A 19,897-nucleotide genomic window follows, 5' to 3' on the forward strand; every position below is an offset into this window, starting at 1 on the left:
AGGATGACCGACCCTGGCGGGGCGAGGATAGGCCGCCTAATCCCACTGTTCGATACCAAGCTGCGCCCTCACATGCGGGATTTCCTGATCGAGCGCGGCTTCGATATGAAGTGAGGCACTGTTTCCGCAACGGCCTCAGCAACAGTCTCAGCAACGGCCTCAACTGGTCTCGGCATCAGCCGTGGATATAGCGCAGGTGGGCATCACGCCGAAGGCGGATAATGGTGATCACGTTAGTCACGAAAATCAGGCTTTCGGCGATGGTGCCGCCAATCGAACCAGCGAGCAGGTTGCTGGCGACCCAGCATAGCGCCGCCACCGCCAGGGCGGCGCGCATGGCAATACCGCGCAGCATGAACATGCCCCAGGTGCCCAGCAGCCCCGCCGCCACCGCCGGGATGTCTCGCGGGCCGCTCCAGGTCAGCATAGCCACCGCCAGGGTGGCCAGTAGCATCCCGAGCATAAGCCTGACGTTGCGTGGGAAACGGCGCACCAGCGCGATGCGCAGCACGATCAGCGCCGAGATTCCCGCCGCCACCCAGCTACCGAACAGCGCGAACTGTGCGGCGAAGGCGACGTTGGCGAACAGCAGCAGTACGAACAGTTTGTCGTCGCGTTTGCTGGCAAAAGCGACTAAACAGAGGGCCAGGGCCACCAGGCTGACGCCTTGGCCCAATAGCCATGTTGGGCTGATCTCTTCCATGCAAGATTCCATTCAACACTCCATGCAACATCCGCTGTCGGGTTGCGGGAGTGGTCGGGGGATACGATCGGAGATCGGCCCATGCTATCACGCTGATTGCGCGACAGTGGTCGCCCTGGCTAGCCAGATCCGCTGGCGACAAGCCCCGCCAGGTTTGCGGAAAAATGCGTGGCGTCGATAAATGGGCTATCGCTAAGCGCATTAGCGTCTATCGTTGGTTCATGCTCGGGCCAAGGCGGGGGTGAGTCTGTTACCGTCGGGCCTGCGATAGTCGGCGCCTTCATATGCTGCTTGACTAGAGCGTGCGGTCAGCGCTGCAGGGGCAGTACCTGAAGCCGAAGCGGGCCGCCAGTGTCGATGCTTGCCAGAAGGAGTCCGAATGAAGCCGCTCTCTAGTACCGGGTTTGCGCTCTTTGGTGCAGCGCTGATCGCGATCAGTTTCGGGCTCGCGCGTTTTGCCTTCGGCCTGTTCGTGCCTCCCATTCGCGATGAGCTGGAACTCACGGCATCCGTGATCGGTATCATCGGCGCGCTGCCCCTCATCAGCTTCCTGCTGGCCACGCTAGTTGCCCCGTTCGCTGCCGATCATCTCGGTGCCCGTAATGCGGCGGTGCTGTCTGGAGCCTTCGGCGTCGTCGGGCTGGCGTTGATCAGTCAGTCCACTGGCGCACTGACCCTCGGTGCAGGGGTGTTCGCGTGCGGCATCTGTACCGGCCTGATGATGCCAGCGCTCACGGCGGCCATGCAGGCGTTGGTCAGGCGCTCGCTGCACGGGCGTGTTAGCTCGGTCATGAACGCGGGCACTAGTATCGGCGTGGTCGTGGCCGTGCCAACGGTGCTGTTCCTGACCGGTGCCTGGCGCCTCGCCTATATTTCCTTCGCCGTTCTGGCAGGCATCGGCGTGATCGCCGCATGGTTTCTCCTGCCCTCGGTGTCACGGATCTTGCCGGCGAACGCCGCTCCGCCGCCTCCGGTCAGCGAACTGCCGTGGTCGCGCCTCGTCAGGCTCTCGCTGTTTGCCTTCGTGATGGGCTTCGTCTCAGCGGCCTACTGGATCTTCGCGCCTGATCTGGTGGTCACCCTGGGCGGCCTGCCGGCTGGTACCACCGGGTGGCTGTGGCTCGCGGTGGGTGTCGCCGGCCTTGGCGGGGCCGTGGTGGCTGACCTGGCCGATCGCAACAATCCCCCCATCACCCATGCCCTGATGTTGATGATGCTGGCGGCAAGCCTAGCATTGCTCGCGGCAAGCCCCGGTCAGTCGCTGCTGGCGTCATTTTCTGCGCTGGTCTTCGGTTTGGCCTATATGAGCCTGACGGGCCTCTATCTGATGACCGGCATCCGCCTGTTGCCGGGGCGGCTGTCGGTAGGGCCGGTGCTGCCCTTCATGGCCGTATCGCTGGGCCAGGCGACCGGCTCGCCCGTCGTCGGCATGCTGGTGAACGCATTCGGCTACGCCAGTGCCTTTGCCATGTTCTCCGCCCTCGGCATCTTGGTGGCCATCCTCTCGCCATTCTATCCGGGCTACATCGCCCAGGCCGAAGAGGAAGACACCGAAGAAGAGTCTGGTCTCCAGGCGGCCTACGATTACCAGCTGCAAGACGAAGAGGGCGAGCCGCTTCAGCCCGAGGCGGATATTGTCGAAGAGGCTGAGGAAGCCGAAGCCGAAGCCGAAGCCGAAGCCGAAGAAGCGGCTAAGGCAGAAGAAGCCATAAAGGCAGAAGAAGCTGAAGCTGAAGCTGAACAAGCTGCCAAGGCCGAAGAAGCGAAGACCGAGGCCGCCTCTGAAGGTGAAGAAGCCAAAACCGAAACCGCTCCTGAAGGCGAAGAGGCCGCCAAAGCCGAAAAAGCCACCGATCCGCGGAAGCCAACCCCTAAGGGCGATAACTGAGGGACGTCGCCCACAACGGCCAAGGTCAGGGCGACGGCATTCCTTGCGTGAAGGGAAGAGAAGAACGGGGCAGTGAGGGGGCCGCGCCGAGTTGGCATGAGAAGGGTTGGCATGAGAAGGGTTGGCATGAGAAGGGCGCCCACGAGAAGGGCGCCCAAGGTATGAGGTGGTGGATTACTTGAAGCGGGAACGCGCTTTCTCCAGGGAGTCGCTCAGAGAGTCCCAGGCACGTTCCGCGCCGGCCTTGATGTCGTCCCAGGCGTCGTCGCTTGAGTTGCGAAGCTCATCGAGCTTCTCGCGCATCTCATCGCGTCTTTCCTCGAGCTTATCGATCTCCTGCTGTTGCTCCTGCTTGATACGCGCATCGGCCTGGGCACCCTGGGCTTTCGCCTTCAGTTTATCCACCTCGGCCTGTAGCTCATCCAGCTTGGCGCGCAGCTTCTGCTCGTAGGCACTCTTCTCGCTCATGGGAAACTCCTTTCCTTTTTGCCGATATAGGGAACCTTGAAGATAGCTCGTCCTGGGCGACAAGGCAGTTTCGTGCCAGCGTGACATACCGAGCCGGGGCGGTTGCAAGGCCAGGATAGTCCCAACGGCCAACATGTTATGTCGCGCACGCTACCTTGCCGGCTATTTCGTCACGTTTTTCGATACGCTCTCCCTTTGCCCTTATGATAACGCCTGCCCATACGGAAACGCCGATCGCATGACACGACTCGCCCACCTGGCCGCTGTGGCCCTGCTTGCTCTGATACCCCTGAACGCCTCGGCCGATGATTGGCAACAGCGCCCGGACTGGGCCGACGTGTTCGCCGAGCAGAAGGCCGTCAACGGCACGCTGGTGATCGTCGATAAGCGTGAGGGCCGTGCAGGACGCTTCGTGGTGAACCCCAGACGTGCCAATGAGCGGCTCTCGCCGGCTTCCACCTTCAAAGTGCCCCACGCGCTTTTCGCGCTGGATGCCGGCGCAGTAGATGACGAGTTCGAGGTGTTTCCCTGGGATGGCACCGAGCGTGATGTGCCCGCATGGAATCAGGACCAGACCCTACGCTCGGCGCTGCGCTACTCCACCGTCTGGGTCTTCCAGCGTCTGGCCAACCAGATCGGCCGCGAGCGCGAGCAGGCTTACCTGGGCGAAATCGGCTATGGCAACGCCCGGGTGGGTGACGGTGTCGAAACCTTCTGGTTGGATGGCAGCCTGAGAGTCAGCGCCGTCGAGCAGGTCGACTTCCTCGAACGGCTCTATGACATGGCGCTGCCTTTCACCGAAGCCGACCAGCGGCTGGTGAAAGACATCATGATCAATGAAGCCGGTCGTGACTGGATTCTGCGCGCCAAGAGCGGCTGGGACGGCCAAGTCGGCTGGTGGATGGGTTGGGTCGAGCGGCCCAGCGGCCCGGTGTTCTTCGCCATGAACCTCGACACCCCCGAGCGCATGGCCGACCTGCCCAAGCGCGAGGCCATCACCCGAGCCGTACTGCGTCGCCTGGAAGTGCTACCGGCACCGGAATGAGCAAAGCCCCGCGCTAACTGACGCTTTTTGAGCCGCTAGTCCGCCGCCACCCGCGCATCCAGAGCCACCAGGAAGTCCTGGATGCGGGCGGCATTGGTGCCCAGGTCGCTCTTGCCGATGCGTGAGGCCGAACGCATGTCGACCTGAACCCCGGCGTCCGTCTGCGTCAGGCGGATCGCTACATCGTCCTTGAAGCCGAACCAGCGGGTGGTGGCGGTGGCCTCAAGCCTCGAGTCGCTGACGGCGGCCACGTCCCAGCCCTGTGCCTCTACCGTCGCCTTCACGGCGGCCATGGCCTCAGCCATCGACACGGGGAGGGGGATCGCGTGCAGCCTGCCATAGGCCGCTCGTTGCTGGTCGGCGAAGTCCTGTGGATAGGCCACCTCGTTGGGGGCGGCTTCCCGCGCTGCGGCCAGCGCCTCAAAGGCGGGCGGATTGTCGAGATCGGTAGTGATGTCATGGATTGGCGGCACCGTCTGGGCCCGCTGCATCATCTGCGCGGGCAGGGCGACCATCGCCACCACTGCGGTACTGGTGAGCAGCCCCACCATCACCGGGCGCCAGCGACGGCAGAGCGCCGCTACCAGCACCGTCACCAGCCCCACCGCCCCAGCGCCTACCGCCAGGTGCGCGCCCTGGCGCAGCATCGAGAACGACGTGCTAAGCGACACCCAGTCCCACCGATAGGCCGTGCCCGAGACCGCCATCAGCACCGCTGAAGCGATTAGCAGCACAACCCCCAGCCAGGCGACCACGACCGGCCAGGCACCGCCGCGCGGTCGCGGCTTGAATATCGAAGATGCCATCTCGACTCCTTGTCAGTTTTTCACCCGGAATTCGTTGATGATTCGTCAGGCATTTGTCGTTGGCGTTATCTGTGTAGTTATCTATATAGCTGTCTATGTAGTTGAGTTGTCTATGTAGTTGAGCTGTCTAGGCAACAGTGGCCTCAGCATACGTGCAGGAGCGCCTCTCTGCCTATTCTGCTGCCAATGGCGGGTTGAGCCTTAGCGTTGGCGAGCGATACGGACAACACAATCCCCTGCGCGCTATTCTGCCCCGAAGCCACCGTTATTCCTGACTGATGGAGCCATACCCAAGCGCCATGTCCCCCACTTCCCACACGCATCCAGGTGACAGCCTGACAGCCAAGAGCACCGACCAGAGCGGGAGCCTGAATGTCAGAAAGAGCGCCAACACAAGCGTCGCCGTGATCATGGCCGCTGGAGCCTCAAGACGCTTCGGCGCCGCCGACAAGCGCCTGGCCAGCCTGCCGGATGGCCGACGCCTGCTCGCCGCCACCGTGGCCTCTGTGGCCGACGTCTTTCCCGCCCTGCGCGTGGTGCTGCGAGAAGGCGACGACACCAACGCACTCGGGCTTGCACCTGATACCCCAATCATTCGTGCGCCCCATGCAAGCGAAGGGTTGGGCGCGAGCATTGGTGATGCCTTCGCAGCCCTGGCCCGTGATGCCGAACTGGCTGATGCACAGGTCGCCGCCATTCTGCTCGGCGACATGCCAGCCCTACGCCCTGCCACACTCGATGCCTTGCAGCGTGAGGCCGGGCGCGAGCTCATACTGCGACCGATTCAAGCCGGTCGCCCGGGCCACCCCGTACTGTTCGGCCGCGCCTTCTGGCCTGAGCTTGCGGCCCTGGGCGATAGCGCAGGCGGTGAAGAGGGCCGCGACGAAGGAGCAAGAAGTGTGATCCGCGCCCATCGCCATCACTATGTGGAGCTTCTCGTCGACGACCCCGGCATCCATCTGGATATCGATAAGGTAACCGACGTGGCTCGCCGGCTTTGAATCAGAACGTCTTGAATCAGCCTGCCTTGAATCAGACTGACCGGAATCAGACTGACCGGAATCAGAGAGCTGATAAAAAATAGGCTAAAGCACGGGTGACAGTCGCAGACATCCTGATAGGCTAGGTTCTAATAAGGATCTCCCAAAGGACCTGTGTGATGCCTAATACCTCAAGCACTCCCCGCATCACCCTGCACCCGAACACTCGCCGGGTACGCATCTATTCAGGCGACACCCTGATCGCCGACACCGAAAACGCCATCGAACTGCGCGAGCGTGGTTATCCACATCGTCACTACATCCCGAAAGAGGATGTGGATATGTTGAAGTTGTCGACGTCCCCCACCGTGACCCACTGCCCCTTCAAGGGCGACTCCACCTATTACTCACTCCCCAGCATTACCGACGCTGCTTGGAGCTATGACCAGCCGATTGAGGAAATGAAAGCAATTGCCGGGCGCTTGGCGTTTGATACGGAAAAAGTGACGGAGCGGGTAGGGTCGCGAAAAACATCATGACGGCGAAACATCGGATGGTCGTAGGGTTAAAATAAAGGCCACTATGAAGAAACCTCTTAAGTTTCCGGTTGACCATGTCATCCATGGCTGTGCCGGGATGAAAGATTCACTCTAATGGCTCATGCATTGAAATATTCAATGGGTCTGGAACGGCTCTCTGGGAGGCCGGGAAATATCGGGGCTATAAATAACAACCTTCACTTAATTTTTTTACTGTACTTGAGAGGCCAAGTTAAACGATTGAAGAAGAAGGTCGGATAACGAAATTTCTAACAAAAAGATAGGCTAAAACCGCTTGATCATAGCGTTATATACAAGGATTAGTGCTAGGGAATGGAGGGTGGACTAAGGCGTGCTAATTAAATCAAGGTTGGTCAGCCCCTTTGCATCTCTGCTTTTCTCTGTGCCCACAGCCTCTTTCATCTGGCTATGGGTCGCCGATCAAGCACCATGTCCCAAGGTATGTTTGAATATATTGCGGTCGACTACAGTCGCACGGAAGCGCATAGCGTGTCTTAATTTGCCTGCCTGCACGCTTTGGGGCAGGCTGTTCGCGATTAACTGAGTGCTCAATGAGCGGTGGCGCTATACAAAAAACCGGACCTTACAGGCCATAGGATGGCAATGACTTTCGCTATAACCGACCAGGAGCTACTGCAAACCGCCCTCGAAACCGTTCGTGAAGCGGTTCTGATCACGGACAGCCAACTGGCACGTCCTGGTCCTACTATCGTTTACGCTAACCCCGCCTTTCGTGAGCTGACCGGCTATACGGCTGAGGAACTGCGTGGGCAAACGCCGCGACTGCTTCAGGGCGAGGAAACCGACGGTGATCTGATGCAAAGCCTGCGACAGCAACTGTCAGCGGGTGAAGTGTTTTCCGGTGAGACCGTGAACTATCGCAAAGACGGCCGTCCGTTTCGCATGGAATGGACTATTCGCCCTTTTCCCGCTGAAGGCGAGCCGCGCTATTTCATCGCCGCCCAGCGCGATGTTTCGGCAGTGCGCAATCTTGAGCAGCAACGCCAGCAGCTGCAGACCCTGGCTGAGATCCAGACCCGTGTGGGTACCGCCGGCCTGGATTTGCAGGAGCTGCGCGATCAGGTCGCCGATATAGCGCTGGCGGTGACAGGCGCCGATGGCGCCGCGATTGAGGAAGCCGAGGATAGTGAGATGGTCTATACCGCCACCAGCGGCCGGGCTGTCGGCTCAGTGGGGATGCGACTGCCGATTTCGGGCAGCCTATCCGGTCTCTGCTACCACCAGCGCGAGTCGATTCACTGTCGCGATACCCACGAGGATACCCGCGTGGCAAGGGTCGCCGCCGATCATGTCGGCTTCCGCTCGGGTTTTCTGGTACCGCTGATCCATCAGGATCACTGCTTCGGCGTGCTCAAGGTCTATTCAGATCGCCCTCATGCCTTTAACGAGGGCGACCTGCAACTGCTCAATATGGCCAGCCATGTGCTTGCTTCCTCGCTGTCTGATGCTCGGCTCTTCAAGGGTGAGCGCGACCGGCGCAGCCTGCTGGTGGATTCGCTGCCGATTCTGATTTCGTACATCGATAATCAATTGCGCTATGTCGAGATCAACGTCGCCTACAACCGCTGGTATAACCTCCCGACCGAGCAGGTTGTCGGTAGGCGAGTGGCAGAAGTCATGGGCGAGGAGGCATTCGAATCAATCCGTCCTTATATGCTGTCTGCACTGGCCGGCGAGCGGGTGACATTCGAAAACCGCTTTCCTCACCCGGATGGCACTGTCACGCCGGTAGAGGTGGACTACACGCCGGTGCGTAACACCCACGGCGATGTTCAGGGCTTTTTCTCAATGATTCGTGATATCAGCGATCTCAAGCGCGCCGAACAGGACTACTTGACCGGGGCATTCAACCGCCAGGGCTTCGACGACCGGTTGGCAATGGCCTGTGCTACGTCTCGACGCTACCTCCGCCCGTTGGCGCTGATCTTTTTAGACCTGGACCACTTCAAGAGTATTAACGACAGCTATGGCCATGCCGTGGGCGATGACGTACTACGCGGCGTGGCGAAGACCCTGTTGAACGAGGTTCGCGATAGCGACATTGTCAGCCGCTGGGGTGGTGAAGAGTTTGCCATCTTGACGCCGGAAACCTCGTTGAAGGATGCCTTAGGTCTCGCAGAGCGGTTGCGGCAGGCGTTGAATGAACACCACTACGCGGCCGTGGGCCGAATCACCGCAAGCTTTGGCGTGGCGGCGTTCGACCCCGACGAAGTCGAGAGGGACTTTGTACGCCGCGTTGACGAGGCGCTTTACAAAGCCAAGGTTGGTGGCCGCAACCGAGTCCAGCAGGCTAGCCACCTGTCGCGGTCACACCATTCGACCCTGAGCTCAATGCCTTTTTGAATGCGAGCGTGGATCAGTTTTGCATGGGAATACCATCTTCCCAGCGAAAGCCGATACCGCCGCCCTGCCAGACGCCTTCATCCAACGGGCTGGGCCCATTAATGTCCACATGCAGTGGCAATCCAAAGCCGGGCGCGAGGTCCTGGGTGCCGCGAACGGTACTGCGGTGCATGATCCGCAGACCCTGCTCCTCGGCGGGCAGGTGAGCGCCGGGGGCCGCGCGATGCGCGACGGCCAGGTTGTCGATGAACACGCAGTCGTTTTCCTGATATTCGAATTCGGCGGCGTAGCCGTTCTCAAGCCCCGCATTCAGGATATCGTTGTATTCATGGCAAAGCCGCTTCAGTTCATCGGCGGTCAGCAGGCGAAAGGCCTCCTCGTCGGGGAGCTTTTCGATCACCGCCCCCGTCATGCCCAGGTGCAGCCAGATGCACTTGCGCTTGGAGATGGGGTGCTCGTGCACCACAGGATGCACCACGCCGGATGAAGAGTTCACCGAGGCGAGGCGGCTCCAGTAGGCCTGCCGATCCGCCGGAAGGGCGTCATAGGCGGCACCCTGATGGGCGAAATAGGTGCCCCCACCTTTCTCGGCCGGGCGGATGATGTGGTAGCCCGAATGCGAGAAGGTATCCGGGTTGAAGCTGCCGTCGTTGTGCCATTGCGGCCCTACGCCGGGAATGCCATGACGCTGATCGTTCGACAGGCGGAAGATGTGCCGATTGCCCTTGGGTGTGGCCGGGTGCACGCCATGGGTGCTGTGCAGCTCCTTACCACCCCACCAGCAACTGGCGCGCAGAAAGTCGTCAGCCTCTAGTGGCGTGTCGTTCTTGAACACCAGAAAACCGCGATTGGCCATTTCCTGCTCGAGCGCCTCGATCACCTCAGGCGGCGGCGCGTCCTGGGCCGACAAATCGATGCCGCGCACCTCGGCGCCTAGCGGGTCGAGCGGGGTGATGGTGCCGCCGAATTGCTCGATGACGGCGACGCGGGTGGAGTCGAGGGGCGCAATGGTCGATGGGTTAGTCGTCATGGCTAACCTCCTGTTGCTGATTCCCGTGCCAGACGAATGACAGTGCCGCGTAAGGCGACATCTTGAGGAAAAGGCGCCATCGGCGGGTCCCCGTCATCCGCGCACGGAATGGATGTGGCCCTCATTCTGGCAGAGACAAAATACTGCTCCAAACGCCGGCCGTTCACTCGATGACCCACCCATGCCCGGGCGGCGTCGCGCCGGCGCGCTCACTCGTACTTGTGCTGCCAGCGCTTCACCGCGATCTGTTCCTTGAGCAGTTCCAGCATATCCACCAGCACCTGCTCGGTGATCTGTTCGGTTTTGGGGTCGGTGCGCAGCCAGGCATCGAAGCCGCTCTCGGCCAGGTGCTCCACCAGCGATGAAAACTCCGCCGATTTCAGCCCCGCCAGCGCCTCGTCGACGAGGTGGCAGGCCAGGTCGGAAAGCGATCCCTCGAGGCCGCGCGTCAATTGGCTGCCCATCGGCAGGCGCGAGAGCCGCTTGAGCTCCGGGCTTTCCGCCAGGGTGCGGCTGACCAAGCCGCGCACATAGCGCAGGGTATCGTCACGATTATTGGTGTAGGCATCGCCCGCCATGGCCTCCAGCCGCTGGCTGATCTCGCGGATCAGCGCCTGTTTGCGGGGCTCCACCACCCGCTCGACCATCGAAGACGAGAGCCCATCGCCGGAACGCAATTCCTGCTGCACGTTGTCGAGCATGCGAATGGCGATGCGGTCGGTGAGCTCCTCCATGAGGATATCCACGTACTTGGCGACCACGCTGTAGAGGTACCAGCGGCGCACATCGATCAGCCCCATGCGCTGCAGGCGGTGAAGCAGCGAGATCACGCGCAGGAGTCGCAGCAACCGAAAGCCACTCAGCGGGATGCAGCCCAGCACGTCGTACCAGTGCACGAAGGGATAGAAGAACCAGCGGTGATAGTGCCGCTCGGCGATGGCCACCGCCCAGCCCAGCAGCACGTCGAGCAGAAAAACAGCCACGAACGCCAGGTCGATGCTGAGGAAGTTGGCGTGGATGTTCTGTTCGTAAGCGCCATGCAGGCCGGGCGCCACCGCCTCGAAGGCAGCGTTCAGTGGCGGCAGCAGAAACAGGCTATCGAACAGCAGCAGCGACAGGTTGGCGATCACCAGCACGATGATGAACAGGTCCCACACCAGGTGGGCCCGTTCCAGGGCGGGCGAGGTCGTGCGGGTGGCAGGCATGGTGCCTCCTTGAACTCGATGCCGAGGGGTCGCTCCCTATCCTATAGCCTCCGCCTGCCGTCGACACCCTGGCGTGCTCCTAGACGCTGGCACCGCATGGTAATCAGGCGTTTATTGCCCCATGACGTCAGGTGCCGTTTCGCCATTCCTGAAGCAGCCGGCTCACGAGTTCACCGGCGGGGAGTTCGCGTGCCAGTGGCGCGCCCTGTCCGGCCCAGTGTGCCGCGAATTCATGATGGCCGAGGCCGGCCGCCGACGCGTTGAGCCGCTTGGCCGCGTCGTACGCCACGGGGTAAGCGGGAGGCATTGCTCCAGGGGTGGCATCGGCATGGCGAATCAGGCGGTTGAGGATGCCGCGTGCCGGGCGCCCCGACAGTACCGACGTCATGCGGGTCATCTCGGCGCGTTCGCTCTTGAGGGTCGAACGATAGCCTTCATTGGCCGCCGATTCGGGGCAAAGGATAAAGGCGGTTCCCAGTTGGGCGGCACAGGCGCCGAGCGCCAGGGCCGAGCGAATGCCCTGGCCATCCATGATGCCGCCGGCCGCGATGACCGGCAGGGCCATCTCCTTGACCAGCCGGCGAACGAGCACCGGCGTGCTTAGCCGTTCATCGCCAGCTTGCGGATCAAAGCAGCCGCGATGCCCGCCCGCCTCATAGCCCTGGGCCACGATCGCGTCGACGCCCCGCGCCTGGATAGTGCTCGCCTCCTGCAGGTTGGTCGCCGTCGCCAGCGTGTAGATGCCGGCCTCCCGCAGGGCGCGTATCCGCGCCTCGGACGGCAAGCCGAAGTGAAAGCTGACCACGGCGGGGCGCGTCTCGAGCAGCATCGCGAAGGCCGCATCGTCTTCCACGAAGCTGCGGTAGATCTCATCGAGCTCGGCTGGCGGCTCACCGCCACTTTCCCGAAACAGCGGCGCCAGATGCGCGAGCCAGGCCGACTCCCGGGCCGCGTCACGCAATGCGGGCGCATGGCAGAAGACGTTGACGTTAAACGGGCGTGACGTCAGCGCCCGGGTCTGTTCGATCATCGTCCGGGCTTGGTCGACGCCGCTGGCGCCGATGCCCAGAGAGCCCAGGCCGCCGGCATTCGACACGGCTGCCGCCAGTTCCGGCGTGGCCACGCCGGCCATGGGTGCCTGGATGATGGGCTGGATGCCCAGCCGGTCGGTCAGGGGATTCGACGATGTCATGTGAACGGCCTCCACGAGCGCGAGAAACGATGGCTTTTATTCATTCTCATATTAAGAATAAAATAGGTTAATAGATTCCAAAAGGCGAATCATATGGACCTGGAAACCCTGAAAATATTCGAGGCCGTCGCCGCTGAGCTGAGCGTGACCCGCGCCGCCGCGCGGCTTGGGCGTGCCCCCTCCAACGTCACGACGCGCATACAGCAATTGGAAGCGGAGCTGGACGCGGCGCTGTTCATTCGCCTTGGCAAGCGCATCACGCTTTCGACGGCGGGGCAGCGCTTCCTCACTTACGCACAGCGCCTGCTGGCGCTGGAAGACGAGGCCCGGCAGGCCGTGGGTGCCGGTAGTGGCGGCAGTCTGCGGATCGGCAGCATGGAGAGCACGGCGGCTAGCCGGCTGCCGGCGCCGCTGGCAGCCTTCAACCGCGCCCATCCGGCGACCCGGCTCGAAGTCAGCACCGGCCCCTCGGGCCCGCTGGTGGAAGAGGTGCGCGACGGGCGGCTGGACTGCGCTTTCGTGGCCGTTCCCGCAGAGCTCGAGAACGAGCCAGCCCTGGCCGAGATGGGGCTGCAAAGCGCACCGGTTTGGGAGGAATCGTTGCTGCTGTTGTTGCCGCCCGCCGATGCCGGGGCCAGCTCGACGGCGGAGCTGCGTACCCGCACCCTGGCGGCCTTCAAGCCCGGCTGCACGTACCGGGCCATGGCGGAGCAAAGGCTCGGCATCGTCGTCGGGAGCGCGTGGCGCATCCAGGAACTGGGCTCCTACCACGCCATGGTAGCGGCCGTTTCTGCGGGCGCCTGCGTCACCTTGCTGCCGCGCAGCGTGCTGGAGCTGAGCCGCGTGTCGGACGACCTGACCACGCTGGAGATGGGCAGCGTCACCACGCGCCTGCTGTGGCGCCGTGGCTACGAGACGCCTGCGTTCCAGGCGTTCGCCGGGCAGTTTCTGGGGGACGCATGACCCGCGCACCCGCGTGGCTGTGCTCCGCCTTCATTATTTGACACTGGCAGGCGGCATGGCGTCTTTTATTGGCGCGGTAGCTGTACATGACGCAACAAGGGAATGTTTGATGCACGTCGAGAGCGTAGGGAAAAAAGACTATCGTGAGCTGCTGGATGTCTGGGAGGCATCGGTCAGGGCAACACATGATTTCTTGCGCGAACAGGACCTGTTGGAGCTGAAGCCCCTCATTTACGAGCAGTATTTCGGCGCGGTCGATTTAACGTGCGTAAAAGGCGGGAGTGGTGAAATTCTGGGCTTCTGTGGCGTGCACGACGGCAATATCGAGATGCTATTCATCGCTCCGCAGGCGCGCGGGGAGGGCATCGGCTCTTTGCTACTGGATGACGCGGTGACAGCCCAAGGCGCCACCAAGGTAGACGTCAACGAACAGAACCCACAGGCGCTGGGCTTCTACCAGCACAAAGGGTTTGCCGTCAAAGACCGCTCCCCGCTCGACGGGTTGGATAAGCCCTACCCATTGCTGCATATGGAACTTGAAAATACGCCGTGATTTGCTGCGGCAGCGGCGCTTCTGCGCAGCGCCTTTGCTCATCCCGATAATCTTCCACAGCCCATTATCGCCACCCTCATGATGCGCAAGTGGCGTTAGCGCAAAGCATCCGATGCCTCGGTTGATGCTGCGCGGGCTACTCTCATGAGACTGACGTTGATCAAAAGCCTAAGTGAAATTGGCCTCAAGCGGTGACATTCTGAGTCCCTCGTTCTAGGCTGAAGGATCAGCCAACCAGCAAGGGACTGCCGATGGCCTATCACTCCGCCTCACCCCGCATTACCCTTCACCCGCACTCCCGGCGGGGCCGCATCCTTGATGGCGATACCCTGATCGCCGATTCGTGCAACGCCATCGAACTGCGAGAGCGCGGTTATCCATCGAGACACTATCTCCTGGGGGTGGATGTGGGTAGGTCGAAGATCTCGGTATCCGCCAGCGTGATGCATTGCTCGTGTAAAAGAATTCATCCGTTACTCTCTGCATGCTGTCGTCAACTTAGTCTGCGGAGATGATGTGAAAGTTATGGCTCTTGGGCTGGGGTTTTATGCCGGAAATTTCCTGAGGTTTATGGGGTGAGGGGTTCTATAAACTTTAACAGGTCATTGCGACATCGCTACTCATCTAAGGTTTAAGGTGTGAGTGATGCTCATTGGTTATTTAGAGTTTTTTTTGCTGTCTTTGGGCTTAGGGTATGTTGGTATTAATTGATGGAGGTGAATTGATGAAGAAAGTTTTTTTCTCTTATTCTCATAAAGACGAAAGCATGAGAGATAAGCTTGAGGTGCAACTATCTTTACTGAAAAGAAGGGGGCTTGTTGAGGCATGGCATGATAGGGCCATTGATGCTGGCGAAGAGCTAGACGAAAAAATCAATGAGCATATTAAAAGTGATGATATAATATTGCTTCTGATTAGCCCTGATTTTATTGCCTCAGATTATTGTTACGATACTGAGATGAGGGTTGCGATGGAACGCCACAACAGCGGCGATGCCGTCGTGGTGCCAATTATTATACGACCCTGCGACTGGCATGAAGCTCCCTTTGGGAAGCTGATGGCAGTTCCTACGGATGGCTACCCAGTGAGTTTATGGGTAGACCAAGATTCGGCTTTTCTCAATGTGGTAGATTCAATAAAGAAAGTAATAAGTCGCTGAAGAGGCTTATGGTTTTTAGGAGTGAATTAATGAAAAAAGTAGTAATAAGTTACAGTAGAGAAGATGAAGAGTTTAAGGAGCAGCTGATTTCCCACTTGAGTGGGTTGGTAAATAGGGGTGTGATCGAGACTTGGCACAATAGAGACATTGTTGCCGGCGATGTAAGAGCAGGGGAAGTTGATCAAAATATAAATCAAGCGTCAGTTGTTATTTTGATGGTGAGTCCCGAATTTATTGGTTCAGAGTACTGTTACGCTGAAGAAATGAAGCATGCGTTAAGATTGCACGAAGATGGGTGTGTAAGAGTAATACCTCTTAGGCTACGACCATGCGATATTGAAGGTGCTCCCTTTGAGCAGTTAAAATGCATTCCGGAGCAAAGGTGGATAAGTCAGTATGCAGATAGGGATAGTGCATTTTTAGAAGTGATAGAAGAAATTAAAATAGCAATAAAAGAGGTTGTTCCAAAAAAAGAATTAGCTTTAAGGGAGAGGCGCGAGTTAAATCATGAGTTTTCGAAGTGGTTGAATGATACAGAGGTTGTTTTAAAAAGCAGAGCAACTGAAGTGATAGAGCTAGATGATATATATGTTTATCCTGATCTTCGAAGTTTAGATTCAAGCGATGATAATTTTATAGAAACATCTTCGTCCCGCTTAGCAGAGGCGGAGGGATACACCCTTGTTCTTGGAGAAGAACAGTCGGGGAAAACAGCTTTTGCCAAGTCACTTTTCAAAAGCTGTTTCGAAAATAATAAAAAGCCGGTTTTTATCAATGCCGAGGATGGAAATGAGAGCAATATTTCGGAGCTTTGCAATGAGGCGATAAAGGCTCAGTATGAGGATATAAATGATCTGTCAGAAATAAATAAAAGCGATAGATTTCTAATAATTGATAATTTTTCTAGAATCTCTTTAAATAAGAAGCACCAGAATATATTGTTGGCTGGTATAGAAGGAGAGTTCAATACTTGCGTCATTCTCGCTGCTGACTCTCGGTAGTTTTCAACCCAGTTGTCCAAATCGCTTCCATTAAGCAGCTTTCTGATTCCGTTCTTTTTCCTGCGGCTTGCCAGGATTGAGCGATACTTGTCCGATGGCCTCCCAGCGTCGAACGTCGCCAGACCAGCGCTTGGGATTCAGGCGCTTTGCGCGTTCATAAACCCCTTTTCGCTCGGCCAAGCGCTTAGTATCCGTGCCACGATGCCGGTCGGCAGGCGTGACGAAGTTAATGCCACTGTGAAGGTGTTGTTCATTGTAGGCGTGCTCGAACGACAACATCCATTCCCGCACAACGGCCAGTGAGGAAAAGCCCTTCGCTGGCCACGCTGGACAGTACTTAACGGTGCGGAACAGCGCCTCTGAATAAGGATTATCGTTGCTCACGCGTGGTCGGCTATGGGACATCAGCATGCCCAGCTCCGCCAGTCTCGCGCGCAGGGTGTAAGAGGTCATCGGCGCGCCGTTATCCGAGTGCAGAACCGGCGGCGTTTGCCAGCAACCCTCACGCAGCAGCGCGCGCTCAACCAGTTGTTTTGCCAAGTATCCAGACTCGTTGTCATGGATTTCCCAGGCAATGATCTTGCGACTATAGACGTCCAGGATCAGGTACAGGTACCAGTGCTGACCACGCACCTCAGAGGGGCAGTAGCTGATGTCCCAACTCCAAATCTGGTTGGGTCCCGAGGCCGTGAAGCTGGTCGGTTCAGCGGCCTTGCGGGCTGGCGTCATGCGGCCCCGGTGGTTCAGCTGCTGGTGCTTTTTCAGTACCCGATAAAACGATGACTCCGAGGCCAGATAACGGCCCTGATCTGCCAGAAGAGGTACGATCTGTGATGGCGGCAAGCTCTGATACGCTGGTTGGCAACAGGTGTTCAGAATCGCCTCTTCTTCCGCCTGAGTGAGCTGATGGGGCTGCGCAACACGCGCGGCGTGCGGGCGCTGATCCATGGTCACGCTGCCATTGATCTGTCGCCAGCGTTTTAAGGTGCGCTGACTCAGCCCCATCACTTCGGCTGCCTTATAGCGTGCCGCGCCACCAGCCACCGCCTCATCAAAGTCCTTCAACAGCCTTGTACGTTCGCTCAACGACGTTAGTCGTCCTCGTTGTCCGGGGCTTCGCCGTACAAGGCTTCGAGCTTTTTTGACAGCACCAGCAACGAGGTCGTTTCTGCCAGAACCCGGTCCTTGCGACGGACGTCGGCCTTCAGCTTCTTGATCGTACGGCGGTCATCGCGCTGCTGCTTCTGAGCGGCTTTATCTCGGTTTTCCTGCATGCCGGCACCTTGGAGGCAGGCCTCCTTCCAGCGTTGCACCTGTTCAGGGTATAAGCCTTTTTCCCGGCAATACGTGCCAAGCTCGGTCTCTGATAGAGAAGCCGTTTCAATCACCACAGCCAGCTTGGCGTCAGCTGACCAATCATCTCCGGTCTTACGGTTCCCTGGCACAGGCACTCCTTGTCGGCGGCATGTTTTCAGCCAACCATACAGGGTCGCATCCGATATGCCTTCCTCGGCGGCCACCGACGCCACACTGCGGTTGTCAGGCGGTAGCAGCTTCTTTAGCACCGCGGCCTTACGTTCCTCGGAATAACGTGGCATGAACAATCCTATGCCGCCCACTCTGATGTGGATTCAGGCAAAATCGCCAACTGGACAACTAGGCTGACAGAGGGGGCTCTTTCCAATACGTTATCCCTGATATTGAGGGTGTGTCGGGCTTTTCCGTTAAGGAAATATTACCTTTCGGAAACTTTAAGCGAGAAAAGCTAATTGAAAAATGGGTTTCTGTTGGGAGGGATAAAGAGATTGATGAGGCGGAATTATTTTATAATGTAGATGAGCTTAAGACAAAAATAGATTCGCTAGTAAGACGCAGCGTGATTCCTCCAAAGCCTATATATCTTCTAAGTTTGTTGCAGATCTTTGAAGCATATACTGCCCAGCAAATTGACTTGACTTCATTTGGCCATTGTTACCAACACTTAGTATACCAGGCTTTAGAAAAAGCTGATATAGCCGGGAGAGAGATTGAGAAGTATATGAATGTAATGACTGAGTTTTCTTGGGCTCAGTTCGAAAACAGCGGAGAGCTTAGTGATGAAAAGCTTGGCGTTTTCTTTAAAAAATATTCAGAAGTATATTTGGCAGTAGATGAAAGGAATGTCCTGGACCGGCTGATGCGCTGTAGTATTTTGTCGAAAAACGAAAAAGGATATAAGTTTAAATACCCATACATATATTATTTCTTTGCAGCTAAGTATATATCAGAGCAGTACAATAAAAGCGATCATGTGAGAAGGAGGTTTATTTATTTGTTGGAAAATCTTCATAAAGAAGATTGTGCAAATATAATCATTTTTATCACTCATCATACAAAGGACGCTTGGATTTTGGATGAGATACAAGTTTGCATGATGGACTTGTTTCAAGAAGAAACTGCCGCTACTTTAGACCGCGATTCTTTAAGGTTCATGGAGAGTTTTCTCGAAGATATTCCAGATTTGATTCTTGAGAAAAGAAAAATTGAAGATGAACGTGAGAAAAATGCTCACGATATGGATCGGCTCGAAAAGCAAACAGCTCGTTTCGATAGTGAGATTGAAAAGTTAGAGCCAAGTGATACTTTGGCACGAATAAATAAGGCCTTTAAAGGGATAGAGATTGTAGGCCAAATTGTTCGAAACAGGTCTGCATCCCTTCCTAAAGATACTCTGGTTGATATAGTTGAGGAGGGGTTTCATACAGGATTAAGGTTTCTTTCATATTTTCTTGGCATAACAGATGTTTCAAAAGATGAGGTCCTGAAAATAATCGAGCATATCTTGCAAGAAAATCCGAGAGTGAGCGACAAGGACTTGGAAAAAGAGGCTAAGCATACCTATATGTTGCTTACATATGGCGTTATATTTGGTGTTCTTAGAAAAATATCGAGATCACTGGGAGGTGTGGAAGTAGAAGAAATATGCAGGATAATTGAGGAGAAAAATGGAACTCCCGCTATAAAACTGATTAACCAGTCTATGCACTTGCATTTCCATAAAAGATTGGACTTTAAACGCATAGCTGATCTACAAAGAGAATTTCGCTCAAATCCAACGTGCAAAAGAATTCTTAGAGAGAATATAATACAGCATACATACATGTTTCCTGTCAAATATAAGGATAAGCAGCGATTATCTCAGTCATTGAATGTAAGTATGCAGACGCAACGCCGGATAGAGAGTGCTAAAGGCGGTAAGGTATAAAGCATAAAAAAGCAAAAAACCGTGGTGGCGGCTCACGGTTTATCGATTCCACTGATTCGCAGGTGCTTATAGAGGTGCCTGCCTTTAAAGTGCTTGTCTCTCCCATCTCAGTGGTTAGAATTTTGGTAAATCATGCCTCGTTGGTTTGTTGTTTTTTTTTGCGATAGATTTGTGAGTTTTTTTATGGGTTTAAATTATATTTTAATCCGCCCTGGAGGTTTGGGTACTGGGTGGGGGTAAGTGTTTTTTTTTAGGTGGCCATTCCGAGCAATTGGGCGATTTTTGATTGTACTTAAAAACTATGCGGGCCACATAATAGAGTTCGCTGAATTATTTCTCTTGGCCGGAGACTGACCTGCGCTGTGTCTTGAACTGACCTTCCCCCTGATTTAGGTTCGCGCTCAATGTGAGAAACCGCTCCTTCATGCACACCGCTGGGCATAGGCAACAGGTGGCATATAACCCAGCGCGCTGTGCGGTCTGACATGGTTGTAGTGGGCCCTCCATTGGTCGATTTCATGTCTAGCATCGGTCAGGCTCAGAAACCAGTGCTGATTGAGGCAGCCATCGCGGAACTTGCCGTTGAAGCTCTCGATGAAGGCATTCTGTGTCGGCTTGCCCGGCTGGATGAAGGCCAGCGTGACCTTCCGCTCACGCGCCCAGAAGAACATCGCCTTGCTGGTCAGTTCGGGGCCGTTATCGCAGACAATCGACCCGGGCAGCGCACGCTGCCCCC

Annotated in this window: 17 protein-coding genes and 2 pseudogenes; 11 read left to right on the forward strand and 8 right to left on the reverse strand. The window is 57.2% G+C overall.

Going from position 1 to position 19,897, the window contains the following annotated elements; translation table 11 throughout:
• Positions 1-36 precede the first annotated feature (36 nt).
• Positions 37-114, forward strand: a pseudogene (locus tag Q2K57_RS18355) (oxygen-insensitive NADPH nitroreductase); the annotation flags it as partial.
• A gap of 61 nt (positions 115-175) precedes the next feature.
• On the opposite strand, the gene Q2K57_RS10630 reads toward Q2K57_RS18355, so the two are convergent.
• Positions 176-703, reverse strand: a complete 528-nt coding sequence (locus Q2K57_RS10630) for a YgjV family protein (RefSeq protein ID WP_112055556.1) — start codon at positions 701-703, stop codon at positions 176-178.
• A gap of 379 nt (positions 704-1,082) precedes the next feature.
• Between Q2K57_RS10630 and Q2K57_RS10635 the strand changes: the two genes are divergently transcribed.
• Positions 1,083-2,591, forward strand: coding sequence for an MFS transporter (locus Q2K57_RS10635; protein WP_304525016.1), 1,509 nt, complete (start codon positions 1,083-1,085; stop codon positions 2,589-2,591).
• A 174-nt stretch (positions 2,592-2,765) separates the two neighbouring features.
• Here Q2K57_RS10635 and Q2K57_RS10640 read toward each other — a convergent pair whose 3' ends face one another.
• Positions 2,766-3,059: a coiled coil domain-containing protein gene (locus tag Q2K57_RS10640; protein WP_112055554.1), complete on the reverse strand. Its 294-nt coding sequence runs from the start codon at positions 3,057-3,059 to the stop codon at positions 2,766-2,768.
• Between the two features lie 238 nt (positions 3,060-3,297).
• Here Q2K57_RS10640 and blaOXA point away from each other — a divergent pair, with 238 nt between their 5' ends.
• Complete coding sequence (blaOXA, locus tag Q2K57_RS10645; RefSeq protein WP_304525017.1) at positions 3,298-4,104, forward strand: class D beta-lactamase; 807 nt, start codon at positions 3,298-3,300, stop codon at positions 4,102-4,104.
• 35 nt (positions 4,105-4,139) lie between these two features.
• Here blaOXA and Q2K57_RS10650 read toward each other — a convergent pair whose 3' ends face one another.
• Positions 4,140-4,910 (reverse strand): DUF1499 domain-containing protein, encoded by a 771-nt coding sequence (locus Q2K57_RS10650; RefSeq protein WP_304525018.1) that lies wholly within the window; start codon positions 4,908-4,910, stop codon positions 4,140-4,142.
• A gap of 299 nt (positions 4,911-5,209) precedes the next feature.
• Here Q2K57_RS10650 and Q2K57_RS10655 point away from each other — a divergent pair, with 299 nt between their 5' ends.
• From Q2K57_RS10655 to Q2K57_RS10665, 3 genes are all read left to right on the forward strand, one after another.
• A complete protein-coding gene (locus Q2K57_RS10655) occupies positions 5,210-5,911 on the forward strand; it encodes a nucleotidyltransferase family protein (protein WP_304525019.1) in 702 nt (233 codons plus the stop codon).
• A gap of 158 nt (positions 5,912-6,069) precedes the next feature.
• A complete protein-coding gene (locus tag Q2K57_RS10660; RefSeq protein WP_304525020.1) occupies positions 6,070-6,429 on the forward strand; it encodes a DUF427 domain-containing protein in 360 nt (119 codons plus the stop codon).
• Positions 6,430-7,053: 624 nt separating this feature from the next.
• Positions 7,054-8,814, forward strand: a complete 1,761-nt coding sequence (locus Q2K57_RS10665; protein WP_304525021.1) for a diguanylate cyclase — start codon at positions 7,054-7,056, stop codon at positions 8,812-8,814.
• A gap of 13 nt (positions 8,815-8,827) precedes the next feature.
• On the opposite strand, the gene Q2K57_RS10670 is transcribed toward Q2K57_RS10665, so the two are convergent.
• The 3 genes from Q2K57_RS10670 to Q2K57_RS10680 form a co-directional block, all read right to left on the reverse strand.
• Positions 8,828-9,844: a TauD/TfdA family dioxygenase gene (locus tag Q2K57_RS10670; RefSeq protein WP_304525022.1), complete on the reverse strand. Its 1,017-nt coding sequence runs from the start codon at positions 9,842-9,844 to the stop codon at positions 8,828-8,830.
• Positions 9,845-10,053: 209 nt separating this feature from the next.
• Positions 10,054-11,049, reverse strand: coding sequence for an ion transporter (locus tag Q2K57_RS10675; protein WP_304525023.1), 996 nt, complete (start codon positions 11,047-11,049; stop codon positions 10,054-10,056).
• A 127-nt stretch (positions 11,050-11,176) separates the two neighbouring features.
• Positions 11,177-12,241, reverse strand: coding sequence for a nitronate monooxygenase family protein (locus Q2K57_RS10680; protein WP_304525024.1), 1,065 nt, complete (start codon positions 12,239-12,241; stop codon positions 11,177-11,179).
• A gap of 93 nt (positions 12,242-12,334) precedes the next feature.
• Between Q2K57_RS10680 and Q2K57_RS10685 the strand changes: the two genes are divergently transcribed.
• The 4 genes from Q2K57_RS10685 (at position 12,335) to Q2K57_RS10700 (ending at position 15,917) form a co-directional block, all read left to right on the forward strand.
• Positions 12,335-13,204 carry a LysR substrate-binding domain-containing protein gene (locus tag Q2K57_RS10685; RefSeq protein ID WP_304525025.1) on the forward strand — a complete coding sequence of 290 codons (870 nt, stop codon included), beginning with the start codon at positions 12,335-12,337 and terminating at the stop codon, positions 13,202-13,204.
• A 109-nt stretch (positions 13,205-13,313) separates the two neighbouring features.
• Positions 13,314-13,757 carry a GNAT family N-acetyltransferase gene (locus Q2K57_RS10690; protein ID WP_304525026.1) on the forward strand — a complete coding sequence of 148 codons (444 nt, stop codon included), beginning with the start codon at positions 13,314-13,316 and terminating at the stop codon, positions 13,755-13,757.
• Between the two features lie 694 nt (positions 13,758-14,451).
• Entirely contained in the window at positions 14,452-14,916 is a 465-nt protein-coding gene (locus Q2K57_RS10695; RefSeq protein WP_304525027.1) for a toll/interleukin-1 receptor domain-containing protein, read from the forward strand.
• Positions 14,917-14,945: 29 nt separating this feature from the next.
• Positions 14,946-15,917 carry a toll/interleukin-1 receptor domain-containing protein gene (locus Q2K57_RS10700; protein WP_304525028.1) on the forward strand — a complete coding sequence of 324 codons (972 nt, stop codon included), beginning with the start codon at positions 14,946-14,948 and terminating at the stop codon, positions 15,915-15,917.
• A 30-nt stretch (positions 15,918-15,947) separates the two neighbouring features.
• Here the strand turns inward: Q2K57_RS10700 and Q2K57_RS10705 are convergent.
• Positions 15,948-17,515, reverse strand: a protein-coding gene (locus Q2K57_RS10705; RefSeq protein ID WP_304525029.1) for an IS3 family transposase whose coding sequence is annotated in 2 segments (ribosomal slippage) — positions 15,948-17,033 and positions 17,036-17,515 — 1,566 coding nt in all. Because the reading frame shifts where the segments join, the coding sequence is not laid out codon by codon here.
• A gap of 110 nt (positions 17,516-17,625) precedes the next feature.
• Between Q2K57_RS10705 and Q2K57_RS10710 the strand changes: the two genes are divergently transcribed.
• Entirely contained in the window at positions 17,626-19,161 is a 1,536-nt protein-coding gene (locus tag Q2K57_RS10710; RefSeq protein ID WP_304525030.1) for a hypothetical protein, read from the forward strand.
• Positions 19,162-19,583: 422 nt separating this feature from the next.
• On the opposite strand, the pseudogene Q2K57_RS10715 reads toward Q2K57_RS10710, so the two are convergent.
• Positions 19,584-19,892, reverse strand: a pseudogene (locus Q2K57_RS10715) (integrase core domain-containing protein); the annotation flags it as partial.
• Positions 19,893-19,897 lie beyond the last annotated feature (5 nt).

Origin of the sequence: Halomonas sp. I5-271120 (assembly GCF_030553075.1) — a bacterium.
Lineage (GTDB): Bacteria > Pseudomonadota > Gammaproteobacteria > Pseudomonadales > Halomonadaceae > Onishia > Onishia taeanensis_A.

Coding starts and splice junctions, on each gene's coding strand:
- Q2K57_RS10700 (WP_304525028.1), top strand. CDS start 14,946: ATGAAAAAAGTAGTAATAAGTTACAGTAGAGAAGATGAAGAGTTTAAG.
- Q2K57_RS10635 (WP_304525016.1), top strand. CDS start 1,083: ATGAAGCCGCTCTCTAGTACCGGGTTTGCGCTCTTTGGTGCAGCGCTG.
- Q2K57_RS10630 (WP_112055556.1), bottom strand. CDS start 703: ATGGAAGAGATCAGCCCAACATGGCTATTGGGCCAAGGCGTCAGCCTG.
- blaOXA (WP_304525017.1), top strand. CDS start 3,298: ATGACACGACTCGCCCACCTGGCCGCTGTGGCCCTGCTTGCTCTGATA.
- Q2K57_RS10675 (WP_304525023.1), bottom strand. CDS start 11,049: ATGCCTGCCACCCGCACGACCTCGCCCGCCCTGGAACGGGCCCACCTG.
- Q2K57_RS10695 (WP_304525027.1), top strand. CDS start 14,452: ATGTTGGTATTAATTGATGGAGGTGAATTGATGAAGAAAGTTTTTTTC.
- Q2K57_RS10665 (WP_304525021.1), top strand. CDS start 7,054: ATGACTTTCGCTATAACCGACCAGGAGCTACTGCAAACCGCCCTCGAA.
- Q2K57_RS10670 (WP_304525022.1), bottom strand. CDS start 9,844: ATGACGACTAACCCATCGACCATTGCGCCCCTCGACTCCACCCGCGTC.
- Q2K57_RS10650 (WP_304525018.1), bottom strand. CDS start 4,910: ATGGCATCTTCGATATTCAAGCCGCGACCGCGCGGCGGTGCCTGGCCG.
- Q2K57_RS10680 (WP_304525024.1), bottom strand. CDS start 12,241: ATGACATCGTCGAATCCCCTGACCGACCGGCTGGGCATCCAGCCCATC.
- Q2K57_RS10655 (WP_304525019.1), top strand. CDS start 5,210: ATGTCCCCCACTTCCCACACGCATCCAGGTGACAGCCTGACAGCCAAG.
- Q2K57_RS10640 (WP_112055554.1), bottom strand. CDS start 3,059: ATGAGCGAGAAGAGTGCCTACGAGCAGAAGCTGCGCGCCAAGCTGGAT.
- Q2K57_RS10685 (WP_304525025.1), top strand. CDS start 12,335: ATGGACCTGGAAACCCTGAAAATATTCGAGGCCGTCGCCGCTGAGCTG.
- Q2K57_RS10690 (WP_304525026.1), top strand. CDS start 13,314: ATGCACGTCGAGAGCGTAGGGAAAAAAGACTATCGTGAGCTGCTGGAT.
- Q2K57_RS10660 (WP_304525020.1), top strand. CDS start 6,070: ATGCCTAATACCTCAAGCACTCCCCGCATCACCCTGCACCCGAACACT.